Source organism: Paraburkholderia atlantica (genome assembly GCF_000092885.1).
GTDB lineage: Bacteria > Pseudomonadota > Gammaproteobacteria > Burkholderiales > Burkholderiaceae > Paraburkholderia > Paraburkholderia atlantica.
Window position 1 is genome coordinate 244,127 of the sequence record NC_014118.1, and the last position, 15,954, is coordinate 260,080.

At 65.7% G+C, this 15,954-nt stretch carries 16 protein-coding genes; 13 read left to right on the forward strand and 3 right to left on the reverse strand.

Annotation, left to right across the window (positions count from 1 at the left end):
- Positions 1-37: 37 nt before the first annotated feature.
- From BC1002_RS17130 to BC1002_RS17155, 6 genes are all read left to right on the forward strand, one after another.
- Positions 38-322 (forward strand): oxidoreductase-like domain-containing protein, encoded by a 285-nt coding sequence (locus tag BC1002_RS17130; RefSeq protein ID WP_018437135.1) that lies wholly within the window; start codon positions 38-40, stop codon positions 320-322.
- Between the two features lie 28 nt (positions 323-350).
- Positions 351-1,220 (forward strand): NAD-dependent protein deacetylase, encoded by an 870-nt coding sequence (locus tag BC1002_RS17135; protein WP_013091256.1) that lies wholly within the window; start codon positions 351-353, stop codon positions 1,218-1,220.
- A 46-nt stretch (positions 1,221-1,266) separates the two neighbouring features.
- Positions 1,267-1,884 (forward strand): pyridoxamine 5'-phosphate oxidase family protein, encoded by a 618-nt coding sequence (locus BC1002_RS17140; protein WP_013091257.1) that lies wholly within the window; start codon positions 1,267-1,269, stop codon positions 1,882-1,884.
- A 34-nt stretch (positions 1,885-1,918) separates the two neighbouring features.
- A complete protein-coding gene (locus tag BC1002_RS17145) occupies positions 1,919-2,527 on the forward strand; it encodes a DUF938 domain-containing protein (protein WP_013091258.1) in 609 nt (202 codons plus the stop codon).
- 276 nt (positions 2,528-2,803) lie between these two features.
- The gene (gndA, locus tag BC1002_RS17150; RefSeq protein ID WP_013091259.1) at positions 2,804-4,213 is read left to right on the forward strand and encodes an NADP-dependent phosphogluconate dehydrogenase; all 1,410 of its coding nucleotides are present in this window, start codon (positions 2,804-2,806) and stop codon (positions 4,211-4,213) included.
- Between the two features lie 274 nt (positions 4,214-4,487).
- Positions 4,488-4,823: a DUF4148 domain-containing protein gene (locus BC1002_RS17155; protein ID WP_013091260.1), complete on the forward strand. Its 336-nt coding sequence runs from the start codon at positions 4,488-4,490 to the stop codon at positions 4,821-4,823.
- A gap of 161 nt (positions 4,824-4,984) precedes the next feature.
- Here the strand turns inward: BC1002_RS17155 and BC1002_RS17160 are convergent, their stop codons facing one another.
- Positions 4,985-5,305 (reverse strand): hypothetical protein, encoded by a 321-nt coding sequence (locus BC1002_RS17160; protein WP_013091261.1) that lies wholly within the window; start codon positions 5,303-5,305, stop codon positions 4,985-4,987.
- 229 nt (positions 5,306-5,534) lie between these two features.
- Here BC1002_RS17160 and BC1002_RS17165 point away from each other — a divergent pair, with 229 nt between their 5' ends.
- The 3 genes from BC1002_RS17165 (at position 5,535) to ltaE (ending at position 8,025) form a co-directional block, all read left to right on the forward strand.
- On the forward strand, positions 5,535-5,846 hold the full coding sequence (locus tag BC1002_RS17165; protein WP_013091262.1) for a cupin domain-containing protein: 312 nt from the start codon (positions 5,535-5,537) through the stop codon (positions 5,844-5,846).
- 164 nt (positions 5,847-6,010) lie between these two features.
- The gene (locus tag BC1002_RS17170; RefSeq protein ID WP_013091263.1) at positions 6,011-6,814 is read left to right on the forward strand and encodes a peptidoglycan DD-metalloendopeptidase family protein; all 804 of its coding nucleotides are present in this window, start codon (positions 6,011-6,013) and stop codon (positions 6,812-6,814) included.
- Positions 6,815-7,017: 203 nt separating this feature from the next.
- The gene (ltaE, locus tag BC1002_RS17175) at positions 7,018-8,025 is read left to right on the forward strand and encodes a low-specificity L-threonine aldolase (protein ID WP_041734904.1); all 1,008 of its coding nucleotides are present in this window, start codon (positions 7,018-7,020) and stop codon (positions 8,023-8,025) included.
- A 143-nt stretch (positions 8,026-8,168) separates the two neighbouring features.
- Here the strand turns inward: ltaE and BC1002_RS17180 are convergent, their stop codons facing one another.
- On the reverse strand, positions 8,169-9,539 hold the full coding sequence (locus BC1002_RS17180) for an MFS transporter (protein WP_193373056.1): 1,371 nt from the start codon (positions 9,537-9,539) through the stop codon (positions 8,169-8,171).
- A 711-nt stretch (positions 9,540-10,250) separates the two neighbouring features.
- Here BC1002_RS17180 and BC1002_RS17190 point away from each other — a divergent pair.
- Positions 10,251-12,704, forward strand: a complete 2,454-nt coding sequence (locus tag BC1002_RS17190; RefSeq protein WP_013091266.1) for a glycogen/starch/alpha-glucan phosphorylase — start codon at positions 10,251-10,253, stop codon at positions 12,702-12,704.
- A 74-nt stretch (positions 12,705-12,778) separates the two neighbouring features.
- Here BC1002_RS17190 and BC1002_RS17195 read toward each other — a convergent pair whose 3' ends face one another.
- Positions 12,779-13,168 (reverse strand): DUF6232 family protein, encoded by a 390-nt coding sequence (locus BC1002_RS17195; RefSeq protein WP_013091267.1) that lies wholly within the window; start codon positions 13,166-13,168, stop codon positions 12,779-12,781.
- Positions 13,169-13,323: 155 nt separating this feature from the next.
- On the opposite strand from BC1002_RS17195, the gene gltS reads away from it, so the two are divergent.
- The 3 genes from gltS (at position 13,324) to BC1002_RS17210 (ending at position 15,947) form a co-directional block, all read left to right on the forward strand.
- A complete protein-coding gene (gene gltS / locus BC1002_RS17200) occupies positions 13,324-14,526 on the forward strand; it encodes a sodium/glutamate symporter (RefSeq protein ID WP_013091268.1) in 1,203 nt (400 codons plus the stop codon).
- Between the two features lie 15 nt (positions 14,527-14,541).
- Positions 14,542-15,402 carry a class I SAM-dependent methyltransferase gene (locus tag BC1002_RS17205; RefSeq protein WP_013091269.1) on the forward strand — a complete coding sequence of 287 codons (861 nt, stop codon included), beginning with the start codon at positions 14,542-14,544 and terminating at the stop codon, positions 15,400-15,402.
- Positions 15,403-15,485: 83 nt separating this feature from the next.
- Complete coding sequence (locus tag BC1002_RS17210) at positions 15,486-15,947, forward strand: hypothetical protein (RefSeq protein WP_013091270.1); 462 nt, start codon at positions 15,486-15,488, stop codon at positions 15,945-15,947.
- Positions 15,948-15,954: the final 7 nt, after the last annotated feature.

Sequence of the window (15,954 nt, forward strand, 5' to 3'; positions counted from 1 at the left end):
GGGCGCTCCGCCGTCTCTCCGAGCAAAGCCACGCGCCGTGCCCCGCGCCACACCCAGCGACGACCCGCCGCCGCAGCCGCCCGTGCGGCCCGATCTCGACGACTGCTGTCACAGCGGCTGCACGCAGTGCGTATTCGATCTCTACGACGAAGCACTGGAGCGCTACGAGATCGCGCTGGCTGCGTGGCACAAGCGGCAGGCGCACAAAGCGCGGCCGGCGCGGCGGCCGGAGGCGCAGGGCGCGCAGGGCGCGAAGTCGAAGCCGCAGGCGGACGCGCGTCGCTCGACAGCCAGGCGCGGCAAACCGAACTCACACCGCTGATGCGCGCAAGCAACTCCAGATCCCCGTCATGACCGACCTTCAGCTCACGCCGACCGAATCCCTCGCCGACCCGCACACGCTCGACGATCTGCATCGCTTCGTGCAGCGTCATCCCCGCCTGTTCGTGCTGACCGGCGCGGGCATCAGCACCGACTCCGGCATCCCCGGCTATCGCGACGACAACGGCGCATGGAAGCGCTCGCCGCCGATCACGCTGCAGGAGTTCCTCGGCACGCTGGCGATGCGTCAGCGCTACTGGGCGCGCAGCATGGTCGGCTGGCCGCTGGTCGCGCGCGCACGGCCCAATGCCGCGCACGTCGCGCTCGCGCGCCTCGAAGCGGCCGGTCACGTGCCGACGCTGGTCACGCAGAACGTCGACGGCTTGCATCAGCGCGCGGGCAGCCGCGACGTGATCGAGCTGCATGGCGGCATCGACGGCGTCAGTTGTCTCGACTGCGGCATGCAGCATTCGCGCGCGGCGATCCAGCAGACGCTCGAAGCCGACAACCCTGCACTGCTCGACGTCACGGCCGAAGCCGCCGCCGATGGCGACGCGCATCTCGAGTGGCACGATCTCGGCGGTTTTCGCGTGCCGGCATGCTCGAACTGCGGCGGGCTGCTGAAGCCGTCGGTGGTGTTCTTCGGCGAGAACGTGCCGAAGGCGCGCGTCGAAGCGGCGTCGCATGCGCTCGATGCGGCCGATGCGGTGCTGGTGGCCGGCTCGTCGCTGATGGTGTATTCGGGCTACCGCTTCTGCGTCTGGGCGCAGCGCCAGGGCAAGCCGGTCGCGGCGATCAATCTTGGCCGCACGCGCGCCGATCCACTGCTATCGCTGAAGGTGGCCGCGCCGTGCGGTGATACCTTGAGCGCGCTCGCCGGGTTGCTGGCGGGCGATTGAAAACGAGTACGTTCCGCGAATCACAACTAAAACCCGAGGACACTGCATGCTGACGACGATCGAACAACTCGAAGCTCTCTATGCACAGCCAGCCGAGCGCTCGCTGCGCAAAGAGATCCCATATGTCAACGACGACTATCGCGCGTTCGTCGCGGCCGCGCCGTTCGCGGTGCTCGCGACGAGCGGCCCGGATGGTCTCGACTGCTCGCCGCGCGGCGATGCACCGGGCTTCGTGCGCGTCGTCGACGAACGCACGCTCGCGCTGCCAGACCGCCCCGGCAACAACCGGCTCGACAGCTTGCGCAACGTCATCGCCGATCCGCGCCTCGCGCTGCTGTTCGTGATCCCCGGTGTCGGCGAGACGTTGCGCGTGAACGGCCGCGGCCGCATCTCGAACGACGCGGCGCTGCTGGACAGTTTCGCCGTCGACGGTAAAGTGCCGCGCACGGTGCTGCTGATCGACGTCGACGCCGTGTACTTTCATTGCTCGAAGGCGATCGTGCGCTCGCAGCTGTGGGACCCGGCGCGTCACATCGAGCGCTCGCAACTGCCTGGCACGGGCGAGATCCTGCAACACATCTTCGCCGCGAGCGACGGCGAACGATTCGACGCGGCCGCCTACGATCGCGAGCTTCCCGAACGCGTGCGCGCCACGCTGTACTAACCTGACACGCGAAACTAAAAATGCAAGGCCGACCATGACCGACGCCCGGCAACATTCGCCATCCGCCGAACGCAATCGCGAACCGATCCTCGCCGTGCTGCGCGATGCGCTGCCGGCCCGCGGGCGCGTGCTCGAAATCGCGAGCGGCACCGGTGAGCACGCGATCTGGTTCGCCGCCGCGCTGCCCGGTCTCGACTGGCAGCCGAGCGATGCCGACGAAGAAGCACGCGAGTCGATTGCCGCGTGGACCGCGCATGCGGGGCTCGCAAACGTGCGCGCGCCGCTTGCGCTCGACGTGCATCAGCCGGACTGGGGCGTCGATGCGCTCGACGCGGTGGTCTGCATCAACATGATCCACATCTCGCCGTGGAGCGCGGCGCGGGCACTCATCGACGGCGCGGGGCGGCGGCTCGTCGACGGCGGCGTGCTCTATCTGTACGGTCCTTACCGGCGCGGCGGCGCGCATACGGCGCCGAGCAACGAAGCGTTCGAGCAATGGCTGAAGAGTCGCGATCCCGAATGGGGCGTGCGCGATTTGGAAGCGGTCGTCGCGCTCGGCGACGCGGCGGGGCTCACGTGCGAACGCGTGGTCGCGATGCCGGCGAACAACTTCAGTCTGGTGTTCAGGAAGCGGGCGGGGTAGCGGGTAGATCGGCGGGCCGTGCATTCGTCATGCGGTCCGCCAAACCTCGGTCCGATCCCAAACCGGACCCGCCGCCCAAACCCGGACGCGCGCACAATATCTGTCGTTACGCCCAAGCTGGAGCACGGCAGGAGCACCGCAGCAGCACGAGCAACTGGCGTGCTTGCCCGCCATCAAGCGGCAAGCGCGCATTTCTTTTATCCTTTCACCCTCGACGCCGCACCGGTGTTTTTGCGCCGCGGCGCCACGACATTTATTGGACTCTGGAGAATTCAAATGAGCAAACAGGCAATCGGCGTGGTGGGGCTGGCGGTGATGGGCCGCAATCTGGCGCTCAACATCGAGAGCCGCGGCCACGCGGTGTCGGTCTACAACCGTAGCCGCGCGAAAACCGACGAACTCATCGCCGAATATCCGGACCGCAAACTGGTGCCGGCTTTCACGCTGGAAGAGTTCGTCGACTCGCTCGAAAAGCCGCGCCGCATTCTGATGATGGTCAAGGCCGGCGAGCCGACCGACGCGACCATTGCCTCGCTCAAGCCGCTGCTCGAAAAGGGCGACATCCTGATCGACGGCGGCAACACGCCTTTCACCGACACGATCCGCCGCAACCAGGAACTCGCGAAGGCGGGTCTGCATTTCATCGGCACCGGCGTGTCGGGCGGCGAGGAAGGCGCGCTCAAAGGCCCGTCGATCATGCCGGGCGGCCAACGCGACGCGTACGACCTCGTCGCGCCGATCCTCACCGAGATCGCCGCGAAGGCGCCGGACGGCGAACCCTGCGTCGCGTACATGGGACCGGACGGCGCGGGCCACTTCGTGAAGATGGTGCACAACGGCATCGAGTACGGCGACATGCAGCTGATCGCCGAAAGCTATGCGGTGTTGAAGCAGGTCGTCGGTCTGTCGAACGAGGAACTCGGCAAGGTCTATACCGAGTGGAACCAGGGCGAGCTCGACAGCTATCTGATCGAAATCACGTCGAAGATCTTCAGCAAGAAGGACGACGAAACCGGCAAGGACCTGGTCGACGTGATCCTCGACCGTGCCGCTCAGAAGGGCACCGGCAAGTGGACCAGCCAGAACGCGCTCGATCTCGGCGCGCCGCTGCCGCTGATCACCGAGGCGGTGTTCGCGCGCGTGCTGTCGTCGCTGAAGACGCAGCGCGTGGCCGCGAGCAAGGTGCTCGAAGGGCCGCAGGCCAAACCGCTCGAAGGCGCGAAAGAGGCGTTCATCGAATCGGTGCGTCGTGCGTTGTACTTCAGCAAGGTGATCTCGTACGCGCAGGGCTTCGCGCAGTTGCGTGCCGCGTCGGAAGAGTACAAGTGGGATCTCGACTACGGCACGATCGCGAAGATCTTCCGCGCGGGCTGCATCATCCGCGCGCGCTTTCTGCAGAAGATCACCGACGCCTACACGAAGGACAAGGCGCTCGCGAACCTGCTGCTCGATCCGTACTTCCGCGACATCGCGAAGAACTACCAGGCGGCGCTGCGCGAAGTCGTGGTAGCGGCAGTCAATGCGGGTGTGCCGGTACCGGCGTTCGCGTCGGCGATCGCGTATTTCGACGCGTACCGCTCAGAGCGGCTGCCTGCGAACCTCGTGCAGGCGCAGCGCGACTTCTTCGGCGCGCATACGTTCGAACGCATCGACAAGCCGGGCAGCTTCCACGCACAGTGGAGCTGATCGGTTGAGAAAACGGCCCGGCGCGCGAACGGTGACAGCGCGCCGGGCCGTTGTTCCATCTGGATCAGCAACCAGACACCGCATTATTACCAAATGTATCGTGGGTTAACTGTAAGCATTAAACAATGCGAAATGATTATTGCGATGGTAGCAATAGAGTTTCGCTTACTTAAGGGTTTACCCTAGATCGTGACGCCTCTAAACTTGTTTTCAATCGCTGAGGGAAAAGAGAAACCCCGAAGCGCACAACACAACAGTCGTTTGGAGGTTAATCATGAAGACCCTGATTTCCGCAGTTGCGATCGCCGCCGCCCTCGTTGTTCCGGTCGCTTCGTTCGCTCAAGCCAACCAGCCGGTGACCCGCGCTCAGGTTCGCGCTGAACTGGTTCAACTCGAAAAGGCCGGCTACAACCCGAACACCAGCGACGTCGACTATCCGGCCGACATCCAGGCAGCGCAAGCACGCGTCGATGCGCAGCGCGGCACGGCCGTCGCAGCCAACCGCGCGGACACCAGCGGCTACGGCGCTCCGGCTGTCGGCACGTCGCAAGCCGGCCACGCCGACCTTCCGGCGAAGGCCAACCGTAACTCGGTGTACTTCGGCAACTAATCGCAGTAGAAGTGTGCAGGTGCAGTTGTAGTTGGTAGCTGTAGTCCGCTGTAGACGCCGCTTCGTGGAGTAGCGCGAGCGCGGCGGGCAAGAAAAAACGCCATCCAGTTCGATCGGATGGCGTTTTGTCGTTTACCGCGCCGTGATTCGGCGGGTTCGCGTCAATGCAGCGTTCGCTGCCGCCGGCCGATGTCATCGAACAGCGCGCGGCTCGGCTCCAGCGCGAGCAACCACGATTCGTCGTAGCCGCTCAGATTGTCGAGCGCTTCGCGCAGCCGTTCGATCGCCACCGCGGGCAGCTCGACGCTCGCCTCGACCCCGCTCGACAGCCGCGCGACGCTCGCCAGTTGCACGAGCGCATCGGCGGCCTCGGCGACGTCGGCGGCGAAGATCAGATGCGTGTTCAGCAGTTCGACGAGGCCGGCAGACGCCGCCACATCGTCGACGTTGAGTTGCACGGCCAGAAAGGTGGCTTTGTTCATCCTCGATTCCTCCCAGAATCCCAACGTTGTCGTGAACTGCTCCGCGCGGCTTGACTGAGTATAGGCGATGGTCGATTGCCCGCAACGATCGGACGAACCGGCCGTGGCCGCTTGCTCGCCGAGACGCGCGGGCCATGCGACCTATAATAGGGCCAGCCGCGCAAGCGCCTTCGCCGTGGGCGGACGGCGCGCCCGCGGGGTTTGCGCGTTTGCCAATTGCTCATCCACCATGAAAATCATCCGCAGTAAAAGCTTTACCGCGCCGCGTGCCTGGGGTGCGCTCGACATCGCGAACATGAACGGCATCACCACACGTCTGCATTGGACCGACCAGCCTTACAAGTGGCACGTGAACGACGGCGAGGAAGTCTTCGCCGTGCTCGACGGGCGCGTCGAGATGCGCTATCGCGAAGACGGCGTCGAACGTTCGACGGTGCTCGAAACCGGCGACGTGTTCTACGCGGCGGTCGGCACCGAGCACGTCGCGCATCCGCTCGGCGCGGCACGCGTGCTCGTCGTCGAAACGCAGGGAAGCGTCTGAACAACACGGCAGTTTGACGGCGCGCGCCAGCGCGGCGTGCGTCTGGCGGTCGCGCATAATGTCCAGGCGGCAGCAGACTGCCGCGACCTTACGCAAGCGTGGCGGCACGGCAATTGCTATGGCGTCGATTGAATCGGAATGGGACACACGTCGAGGAAAATCAGATGACACAACAAGGGCAACCGACGACGATCCGCCTGCTGATGGCGGTGGCGCTCGGCGTGGCGATCGCCGGCTGCACGACGATGCCGTGGGAAAGCACGCCGTTCTACAACAACGCGCCGTCGGCCACGACCACCCTCGCGACCGTCCCGGTGCCCGCCGGCTACTATCGCGTCAATCCGGGCGACACGCTGGCCGGCATCGCTTCGGCTTATGGACGCAAGCCACAGGAAATCGCGGCTTGGAACGGCTTGCCGGTCAACGCAGCGGTCGCGCCAGGCCAGGTGCTGCGCGTTTCCCCGCCGATGGCCTCGGGCAGCGTGGTCACACCGCCGGCTGCGGTGGCACCGGGTGCGCCGGCCGCGCCGGGCGCGACGGCGAACGTGCCGCCGGGCGCGGTACCCGGTGCGCCGGCCCCAGCGGCCGGGCCGCAGCAGGGCGTGCTGCAATGGCCGTTGCACGGGCCGATCCTGCGTGCGTTCGCGCCGGGCAAATCCAACGGCATCGTGATCGGCGGGCAACCCGGCGATCCGGTCAAGGCCGCGGCGACCGGCCGCGTGGTCTACGCGGGCACCGGCATCGAAGCCTATGGCCCGCTCATCATCATCAAGCACAACGACTCGCTGATCACCGCGTATGGCCAGAACAGCCAGCTGCTCGTCAAGGAAGGCGACGCGGTCGCGCAAGGGCAGACGATCGGCGAGGTCGGGGTCGATAGCCGCGGTGCCGCGTCGATCCAGTTCGAAGTGCGCCAGAACGGCCAGCCGGTCGATCCGCTCCAGTGGCTGCCGAAGCCTGGCGGCTGAGCGTTCCCGTCGCGTCTACTGATTTAGCGTCTGTTAATTCCTCGCAGCCGGATCGGCGCGCCTTGCGGGGCCGTGCCGATTTTCAGCGTCGCCTGAATTGAATACACTGTATGGCTCGTTTGCCGGCGCGTACGCGTTCCTCCCCGAATGCATGCGCGGCCGGCTGCCGTAGGTTGTCATCCATGGACGCACAGGGACACACAATGATCGATTTGCGCAGCGATACCGTTACCCGCCCGACTCCGCCGATGCTCGCGGCGATGTCGGCGGCCGAAGTCGGCGACGACGTCTGGGGCGACGACCCCACCGTGCTGCGTCTGCAGGCCACGCTGGCCGAGCGCACCGGCAAGGAAGCGGGGCTGTTCTTCCCGAGCGGCACGCAAAGCAACCTCGCCGCATTGATGGCGCACTGCGCGCGCGGCGACGAATACATCGTCGGCCAACTCGCGCATACCTACAAATACGAGGGCGGTGGCGCGGCGGTGCTCGGCAGCATCCAGCCGCAACCGCTCGAAAACGCCGCCGACGGCTCGATCCCGCTCGACAAGATCGCCGCCGCGATCAAGCCGATCGACGATCACTTCGCGCGCACGCGGCTGCTCGCGCTGGAAAACACGATAGGCGGCAGAGTGCTGCCGGCTCGGTACGTCGCCGACGCGACGCAGCTCGCGCGCGAGCGCGGCCTTGCGACCCACCTCGACGGTGCGCGCGTATTCAACGCGGCGGTCGCGTCGCGTAAGCCGGTTGCGGCGCTCACCGAGCCGTTCGATTCGGTGTCGATCTGTTTTTCGAAGGGACTGGGCGCGCCGGTCGGCTCGGTGCTGGTCGGCAGCCGCGCGCTGATCGATGTCGCGCACCGCTGGCGCAAGGTGCTCGGCGGCGGCATGCGCCAGGCTGGCGTGCTCGCGGCGGCCTGCCTGTACGCGCTCGATCACAACGTCGAGCGTCTTGCCGACGACCATGCGAACGCCGCGCATCTGGCGGCGGGGCTGGAGACGATCGAGCAGGTGAAGGTGCAGTCGGTCGCGACGAACATGGTGTTCGCACAGTTTCCGCAGCAGCATTGCGCGCCGCTCGAGGCGTGGCTCAAGGAGCGCGGCATCCTCACGCAGATGCTGTATGCGTCGCGCTTCGTCACGCACAGGGATGTTTCGCGCGACGATATCGACACGTTCATTGGCGCGGTGAAGGACTACTTCGTGGCACGTTGATGGCGCCGCATTGGTCGTGAGCGAGGCGGCTCGCGTGGTTGCCGCCTCGTCTTTCCGTATCGGTTCCAACTGTCATGCGCGCTCGTTCGAGCCGCGTTTCATTCAGGCTTTATCCCCGTCTCACGCGCCGTCCGGCGCACCTCTCACTTGACCGCCGCCTTCGCCTGCACGCCTGCGCGATGCGACGGCGCGAGCAGCCGCAAGCCGCTCGCAAGGCTCGCCGCGCCGGCGAAGAAAGCGCCGAGGCCGAGCGCGAGCGTCGGTCCATGCTGGCGGCCGGCGATGCCGAAGCACAGCGCGACCAACGCCGCGCCGGTCGCCTGGCCGAGCAGCCGCGCGGTCGCGACGATGCCGCTCGCGCCGCCGCTGCGCTCCGGCGGCGCGCTCGCCATCAGCGCCTTCAGGTTCGGCGACTGGAAAAAGCCGAAGCCCGCGCCGCAAATCGCCATGCGGATGCCGATGTCGAGCACGTGCGGATGGGCGGGCAGCATCGCCAGCGAGGCCATCCCCGCCGACAGCACCGCGAGCCCGATCGCGCCGAGCAGCCCCGGCGGGTAGCGATCCGACAGACCGCCCGCGAGCGGCGCGGCAAGCGCGACCACGACAGGCCACGGCGTCATCAGGAAGCCGGTTTCGACCTGGCTGCGCAGCAGCACGTCCTCGAAATAGAACGGCAGCGACACGAACGCGAGGCCCTGCGCGGCGAACGAGCAGACGGCCGTCACCGCCGACAGCGCGAATACCGGCCGCTTGAACAGATCGACGGGCAGCATCGGCGCGGGGTGGCCCGCTTCGCGGCGGATCAGCAGCAGCCCGAACACGACTGCGATCGCCGTGGCGCTGAGCACGATCTGCATCGAGACGCGTTGCGCAGCCTCGCCGAGCGCGAAGATCAGCGCGGCGAACGTGACCACGTTGAGCAGCGCCGCCACCGGATCGAACTGATGCCGGCCCTGCGCGGTATGCGGCAGCGCAGGCATCGCGAAGCTCAGCGCGAGCACGCCGAGCGGCACGTTGACCGCGAACAGCCACGGCCACGTCGCGACCGACAGAATCAGCGACGCCACCGTCGGCCCGACCGCGAACGACACGCCGACGATCAGCGCATTGGTGCCGAGCCCTCGACCGAGCCGATGCGGCGGGTACAGATAGCGGATCAGCGCGGTGTTGACGCTCATGATCGCGCTGGCGCCCAAGCCCTGCACGATGCGCGCGGCGGTGAGCAGCGGCAGCGTCGGCGCCAGCGCGCAGCCGAGCGAACTCAGCGTGAACAGCGCAATGCCGCCGATATAGATGCGCCGATGCCCGACGATATCGCCGAGCGCGGCGAGCGGCAGCAGTGTCGCGACCATCGCGAGCTGGTACGCGTTGATGATCCAGACCGACGCGGCCGGCGCCGCGTGCAGGTCGCCGGCGATCGCGGGAAGCGCGGTATTGGCGATCGCGGTATCGAGCGTGGCGAGCGCGACGGCGAGCATGATCGCGGCCATCGCGCGGCGATTGGCGGCGGACATCGGGCCGTCGGCGGGGAGAGTCGGCGCGGGGACGCCGACGGTAGGGCTGAGCTTATCGGACAAGGCGTGGCTCGTCGGGTTGGGCATGCGGGCGTCGGCCGCTTCCGGAGAGGCGACGCGCGCACGGCGGTTTCGTTGTGGATGGAGTGGCGCGCTGTCCGGACCACCGCGGATGAGCGTGGCGGCTTGTGCGGCGCAACGTCGCGATTGTTGCAGAGACGGCACGATCGTGCAGGGAGGCGGGCAGGCGGACGCAACTAACCGTCAACTCCGCGCCGCGTCTCCAAATCGGCCCGGCGCGACGCGTCAAATGCGACACGCTTAAGCGCAAACCGCTCCGCAGGGCGGCCGGCCCGATGCGATCACGCAATTAGGGAATGCGCGGCTTCATTCCCCCGTCATGCATCGAAAAAATAATCGATGTGCGTTCCCCAAGCCGCTTTCGTCGAACGAATCACGCCCGCCGATGGACACCAAGAGTGCCTCCGCCACGCGGTTTTGCACCGCATCCGGGCGCCCGCCGCGCGCCATCGCGCGGCAACTGGCGAGTCCGCCGGGCATGGCGTATGCGTCACCGTCCGCTCGCGCAGCGATGTGCGCGATCCGCAAAATGTCCTACTCTGTTTTTTTAAACCGTTCCGACAGGCACGCGCCTCCCGTCCGTCTCCCGTGCGGTTCGCGTCTGCCATGTCGAACTTCCCGGAGGCTTCGATGACGACCGTCGATCTGGAATTCGACCAGCTCCACAGTACCGTCGACGCGCTACGGCGCTCAATTTCGAATCGCATGATGTACGGCGTCGGCAAGGACGCCATCACCGCTCACCCGCACGACTGGCTGCACGCGGCCGCGCTGGCCGTGCGCGACCGGCTCGTCGCGCGCTGGATGAAGACCACGCGCCTGCAATACGAGCAGGACGTGAAGCGGGTCTACTACCTGTCGATGGAGTTTCTGATCGGCAGGACCTTTACCAACGCGCTGCTCGCGCTCGGCATTCACGATCAGATGAAGGAGGCGCTCGCGAGCCTCGGCGTCGACATGGACGCGCTGATCGATATCGAACCCGACGCCGCGCTCGGCAACGGCGGCCTCGGCCGGCTCGCCGCGTGCTTTCTCGACTCGATGGCGACGCTAGGCATTCCTGGCTTCGGCTACGGTATTCGTTACCAGTACGGCATGTTCCGTCAGGAAATCGTCAACGGCGAGCAAGTCGAGGCACCCGACTATTGGCTGCGCGCCGGCAATCCGTGGGAATTTCCGCGGCCCGAAATCAAATACATGGTGCACTTCGGCGGCCGCACCGTGCAGCGCGGCGACAAGACCGAATGGATCGACACCGAGCACGTGAACGCGACCGCCTACGACACCGTGATCCCCGGCTACGCGACCGACGCGACCAACACGCTGCGCCTGTGGTCCGCGCGCGCAACCGAGGAACTCGACCTCGGCGCGTTCAATCGCGGTGACTACCGCAACGCGGTCGACACCAAGAACATGTCGGAGAACGTGTCACGGCTGCTCTATCCGGACGACTCGACGCCGGCCGGCCGCGAGTTGCGGCTGCGCCAGGAGTACTTCTTCGTATCGGCGACGATGCAGGATCTGATCCGCCGCTATCAGCGCACGCACAGCACGTTCGGACGCTTCTCGGAGAAGGTCGCGGTGCATCTGAACGACACGCACCCGGTGCTCGCGATTCCCGAGCTGATGCGCCTGCTCGTGGACGTCCACAATCTGCCGTGGGACAAGGCGTGGAAACACGTGACGCAGATCTTCTCGTACACGAATCACACGCTGATGCCCGAGGCGCTCGAAACATGGGATGTCGAAATGCTGTCGCGGCTGCTGCCGCGCCATCTCGAGATCATCTTCGAAATCAACGCGCAGTTTCTGAAGCATGTCAGCGAACAGTCGGGCCACGACGTCGAGATGATCCGCCGCATTTCGCTCGTCGACGAATATGGGCAGCGGCGCGTGCGCATGGCCTATCTGGCGATCGTCGCGAGCCACAAGGTGAACGGCGTGTCGAAGCTGCATTCGCAACTGATGACGCGCGACATCTTCTCCGACTTCGCGCGCCTCTATCCCGACCGCTTCACCAACGTGACCAACGGCATCACGCCGCGCCGCTGGCTCGCGCAGGCGAGTCCGTCGCTGTCGTCGCTGATCGATGCGCGCATCGGTACGCATTGGCGTAGCAATCTGTTCGAGCTCGAGCAACTGCGCAATCTGCGCAAGGACGACGAGTTCGTGGACGCGTTCCGTGAGGCCAAACGACAGGCCAAGCTGCGGCTCGTGCACCGGCTCGCGCAGCACACGAAGCTGCACTTCAATCCGAACGCGCTGTTCGATCTGCAGGTCAAGCGCATTCACGAATACAAGCGTCAGTTGCTGAACGTGCTGCACGTGATCGTGCGCTACAACGAGATTCGCGCGAATCCGGAGCGCGACTGGGTGCCGCGCGTCGTGCTGTTCGCGGGCAAGGCCGCGTCCGCGTACCGGATGGCCAAGACGATCATCAAGCTGATCGGCGACGTCAGCGAGAAAGTCAATCATGATCCGCTGATCGGCGACAGGCTGAAGGTCGTGTTCGTGCCGAACTATGGCGTGAGCGTCGCCGAGCTGATCATTCCGGCGGCCGATCTGTCCGAGCAGATCTCGATGGCCGGCACCGAGGCGTCGGGTACCGGCAATATGAAGCTCGCGCTCAATGGCGCATTGACGATCGGCACGATGGACGGCGCGAACATCGAAATCTGCGACGCGGTCGGACGAGAGAACATCTTCATCTTCGGCCACAGCGCCGACGAGGTGGACGATCTGCGCGCAAGCGGCTATCGGCCGCGGCAGATTTACGAGGAAAACGAAGCGTTACGCACCGCGCTCGATCAAATTCGCACGGGCTTCTTCTCGCCGGACGATCCGCTGCGCTTCTCGGATATCTTTCACACGCTGGTCGACTGGGGCGATCACTATATGGTGCTTGCCGATTTCGACGCGTTCGCGAAGGCGCAGAACGACGTGGATGCGCGTTTCGTCAACAGGCGCGCGTGGGCCGAAAGCGCGATCGAGAACGTCGCGGGAATGGGGCAGTTCTCGTCGGATCGCACGATCGGCGAGTATGCGCGCAATATCTGGCGCGTGAGTCCGCTCAGTCTGGACTGAGCTGGAGAGCAGCCGTGCGGGGCTGGCGTCGACCAGTCGCGCACGGCTCTTTCATGTCCGATCGATGCGCCGCGTCATGTCTTCGGCGCGGCCGCCGCAGCCTTCGCCCGATGCACGGCCTCGCCGACGCGTTCGACGAACTCGCGATCCGTGCTCATCAGCGCCTCGCGCTCGCCTTCGGCCGTCTTGACCATCAACCGATGCGTGACGTCCTGAGTCACCCAGGTCAGCCAGCCGACCACGACCAGCATCGCCCCGGATACGAGTCCCGAAGCCGAATGCAGCACACCGCCGACGATCGCGCCGATCAGCCCCGCCACCGAGATCACCAGCGGCACGACCTTGTTCTTCGGCACGGTCACGACCTGCACGTCGACGATATCGCGCAGCGGAAAGACCTGACCCGCGGCTGAAAGAGCGTTGCGCGTGACCGACACGCCGCGATCGTTGAAAGGGATATCCATCGTTTCAGTGCAAGGGTGGTGAAGCGCGCAGCGTAGCAGACTTCGTCGCGGGCAGTGGCGCGACGTCATGAGCCGATTGCATTGCGTCAAGGAAAATCATACTTTGCCTGGGCGGATTGGCTAAGATGTCGCAGGTTCGCGCTCGGAGGCCATTGATGACTGTCGGCGTATATGCCACGCTGGTCGCGACGTCGCTCGTGCTGCTGCTCGGCGAAAAGCTCGTGCAATGGATCGGCGTGCTACGGACCTATTCGATTCCGGCGCCGGTGGCAGGCGGGCTCATCGTCGCGATCTGCGTGCTGATCGCACGCATCACCACCCAGGTGCAAGTCAGGTTCGATTCGACGTTGCAGGCGCCGCTGATGCTCGCGTTCTTCTCGACGATCGGCCTGAATGCGCATCTGTCGAACTTGAAGGCGGGCGGGCCGGTGTTGATCCGCTTTCTCACGCTGGTCAGTGGGCTGCTGATCCTGCAGAACGTGATCGGCATCCTGCTCGCGTTCGCGCTCGGCGTCGATCCGCTGCTCGGCATTCTTGGCGGCTCGGTCACGATGTCGGGCGGGCACGGCACCGGCGCCGCGTGGAGCCAGGTCTTCACCGAACGTCATGGGCTCGAGTCGGCGACCGAGATCGCGATCGGCTGCGCGACGTTTGGACTCGTGATGGGCGGCGTGCTCGGCGGTCCGGTCGCACGGCTGCTGATGCGGCGGATCAGCGCCGACGAATTGCTGCGCGTGCAGCAGCTAGCGGACGAAACGCTGGTCTTCGAAGAGCCGAAGGCGGAGCAGGCCACCACGCCCGCCGCGATCATCACGACGCTCGCGCTGATCTCGATCTGCCTCGCGGGCGGCGAAGTGTTTGCCGACTGGATCGCGGATACCGTGTTCGAATTGCCGACGTTCGTCTGCACGCTGTTCATTGGCGTGATCCTGAACAACGTGCTCGCGCTCGTGCGTGTGCGGATCGACCAGCACGCGGTCGCGCTGGTCGGCAATGTCGCGCTCGCGCTATTTCTCGCGATGGCGCTGATGCGGCTCGACCTATGGGAGCTTGCCGCGCTCGCATTGCCGATCATCTCGATCCTCGCGGCGCAGACGCTGCTGATGGCGCTCTACGCGATCTTCATCACGTTCCCCGCGATGGGCCGCAACTACGACGCGGTCGTGTTGTGCGCGGCGCAATGCGGGCTCGGACTTGGCGCCACGCCGACCGCGATCGCGAACATGCAGGCAATCACGAACCGCTTCGGCCATTCCCATATCGCGTTCCTGATCGTGCCGATGACGGGCGCGTTTTTCATGGACATCGTTAACGCGATCGTGATCAAACTGTTTCTCACGCTGCCGTTTTTCCATTGAGCCCGCGCAAATACCATGAGCAATCAACCACACATCGCACCCGACAGCACCGCCGCGCGCGTCGCACTATGGCGTGCGCTGCACGTGCAGGCCGACGCGCCGCCGCACGTGCTCGAAGACGAAGTCGGCTTGCAGTTGCTCGCGCCCGCCGAAAACTGGCACAGCCGCGGTGACATGGACCCGAGGTACACGCGGCCGTTTCGCGCGTCGATCGTCGCGCGCGCACGTTTTATCGAGGATCTGGTCGTCGAGCAGGCCGGGCGCGGTGTGGATCAATACGTGATCCTGGGCGCCGGTCTCGATAGCTTCGCGCAACGCCGGCCCGATATCGCGTCGCGGCTAACCGTGTTCGAGGTCGATCCGCCGGGACCGCAAACGTGGAAGCGTCAGCGGCTCAGCGAGCTGGGTTACGGCCTGCCGGACTGGCTGCGTTTCGTGCCGGTCGACTTCGAAGCGGGCGACAGCTGGCGGCAGCGTCTCGTCGCCGAAGGCTTCGACGAAAGCAGGCCCGCCGTCGTCGTGTCGACCGGCGTCAGCATGTATCTGACCAGGGAGGCGAACGCGGCGACGCTGCGCGAAGTAGCCGGGCTCGCGCGCGGCTCGACGTTCGCGATGACGTTCCTGTTGCCGCTGGAGATGGCGGACCCGGACGTGCGCCCCGGACTCGAAATGGCGGAGAAGGGCGCGCGTGCGAGCGGGACACCGTTCATCAGCTTCTTCATGCCGCAGCAGATGATCGCCATGGCGCGTGAAGCGGGCTTTGACGACGCGCAGCATGTGTCCGCGGCCGATCTGACGCAGCGCTACTTCGCGGCTCGCACGGATGGGCTGCGCCCGCCGGACAATGCGGAAGAATTGCTGGTGGCGAACACCTAGGGGCCGCTGCGGTGTGTTGAATGCGAGATCGCGTTCCTCTCGCGGCTATAATCGCGCTCGAACATGGCCTCCGAAGTCTACTCATGAAAAAGATCGCAGCTTTTGCACTCGTCGCATGTGCACTCGCCGCCTGCTCGTCCACGGAAAAGCAGGCGCAGCGGGCCCAGCAGGAAATCCTTCATAGCGAGCCGAACCTTCTCGCCGCGCAACGCAACGCGGTGATCGATTGCACACCGGCCAATTGCGATGCCGCGTGGGCGGCGACGAAGCGCTATATCGAGCAGCACTCCGACACGCATGTGATCCGCTCGGACGCGATCGCGATCGATACCGACGTGCCCGACGATTCGGGCAAGGCCGCTTTTTCAGCGACCCGCGCGAACAAGAGCACGGGCGGCGCGACGCTGTCGCTGTTCGCGCAGTGCCGCGGCATGTATGGGCCCGATAGCGCGAAGGGCGACGACTATGACGAGTGCGCCGACAAGATCCTGAAGACCCAGAACGGCTACGTGCCGTATCTGCGCTCGCACGCATCGGCGCAATAGCCGATCA

What these genes read in the sequence shown, in the direction of transcription:
- BC1002_RS17135 (WP_013091256.1), top strand. Translation starts at nt 351, where the DNA reads ATGACCGACCTTCAGCTCACGCCGACCGAATCCCTCGCCGACCCGCAC.
- BC1002_RS17140 (WP_013091257.1), top strand. Translation starts at nt 1,267, where the DNA reads ATGCTGACGACGATCGAACAACTCGAAGCTCTCTATGCACAGCCAGCC.
- BC1002_RS17145 (WP_013091258.1), top strand. Translation starts at nt 1,919, where the DNA reads ATGACCGACGCCCGGCAACATTCGCCATCCGCCGAACGCAATCGCGAA.
- gndA (WP_013091259.1), top strand. Translation starts at nt 2,804, where the DNA reads ATGAGCAAACAGGCAATCGGCGTGGTGGGGCTGGCGGTGATGGGCCGC.
- BC1002_RS17155 (WP_013091260.1), top strand. Translation starts at nt 4,488, where the DNA reads ATGAAGACCCTGATTTCCGCAGTTGCGATCGCCGCCGCCCTCGTTGTT.
- BC1002_RS17160 (WP_013091261.1), bottom strand. Translation starts at nt 5,305, where the DNA reads ATGAACAAAGCCACCTTTCTGGCCGTGCAACTCAACGTCGACGATGTG.
- BC1002_RS17165 (WP_013091262.1), top strand. Translation starts at nt 5,535, where the DNA reads ATGAAAATCATCCGCAGTAAAAGCTTTACCGCGCCGCGTGCCTGGGGT.
- BC1002_RS17170 (WP_013091263.1), top strand. Translation starts at nt 6,011, where the DNA reads ATGACACAACAAGGGCAACCGACGACGATCCGCCTGCTGATGGCGGTG.
- ltaE (WP_041734904.1), top strand. Translation starts at nt 7,018, where the DNA reads ATGATCGATTTGCGCAGCGATACCGTTACCCGCCCGACTCCGCCGATG.
- BC1002_RS17180 (WP_193373056.1), bottom strand. Translation starts at nt 9,539, where the DNA reads ATGTCCGCCGCCAATCGCCGCGCGATGGCCGCGATCATGCTCGCCGTC.
- BC1002_RS17190 (WP_013091266.1), top strand. Translation starts at nt 10,251, where the DNA reads ATGACGACCGTCGATCTGGAATTCGACCAGCTCCACAGTACCGTCGAC.
- BC1002_RS17195 (WP_013091267.1), bottom strand. Translation starts at nt 13,168, where the DNA reads ATGGATATCCCTTTCAACGATCGCGGCGTGTCGGTCACGCGCAACGCT.
- gltS (WP_013091268.1), top strand. Translation starts at nt 13,324, where the DNA reads ATGACTGTCGGCGTATATGCCACGCTGGTCGCGACGTCGCTCGTGCTG.
- BC1002_RS17205 (WP_013091269.1), top strand. Translation starts at nt 14,542, where the DNA reads ATGAGCAATCAACCACACATCGCACCCGACAGCACCGCCGCGCGCGTC.
- BC1002_RS17210 (WP_013091270.1), top strand. Translation starts at nt 15,486, where the DNA reads ATGAAAAAGATCGCAGCTTTTGCACTCGTCGCATGTGCACTCGCCGCC.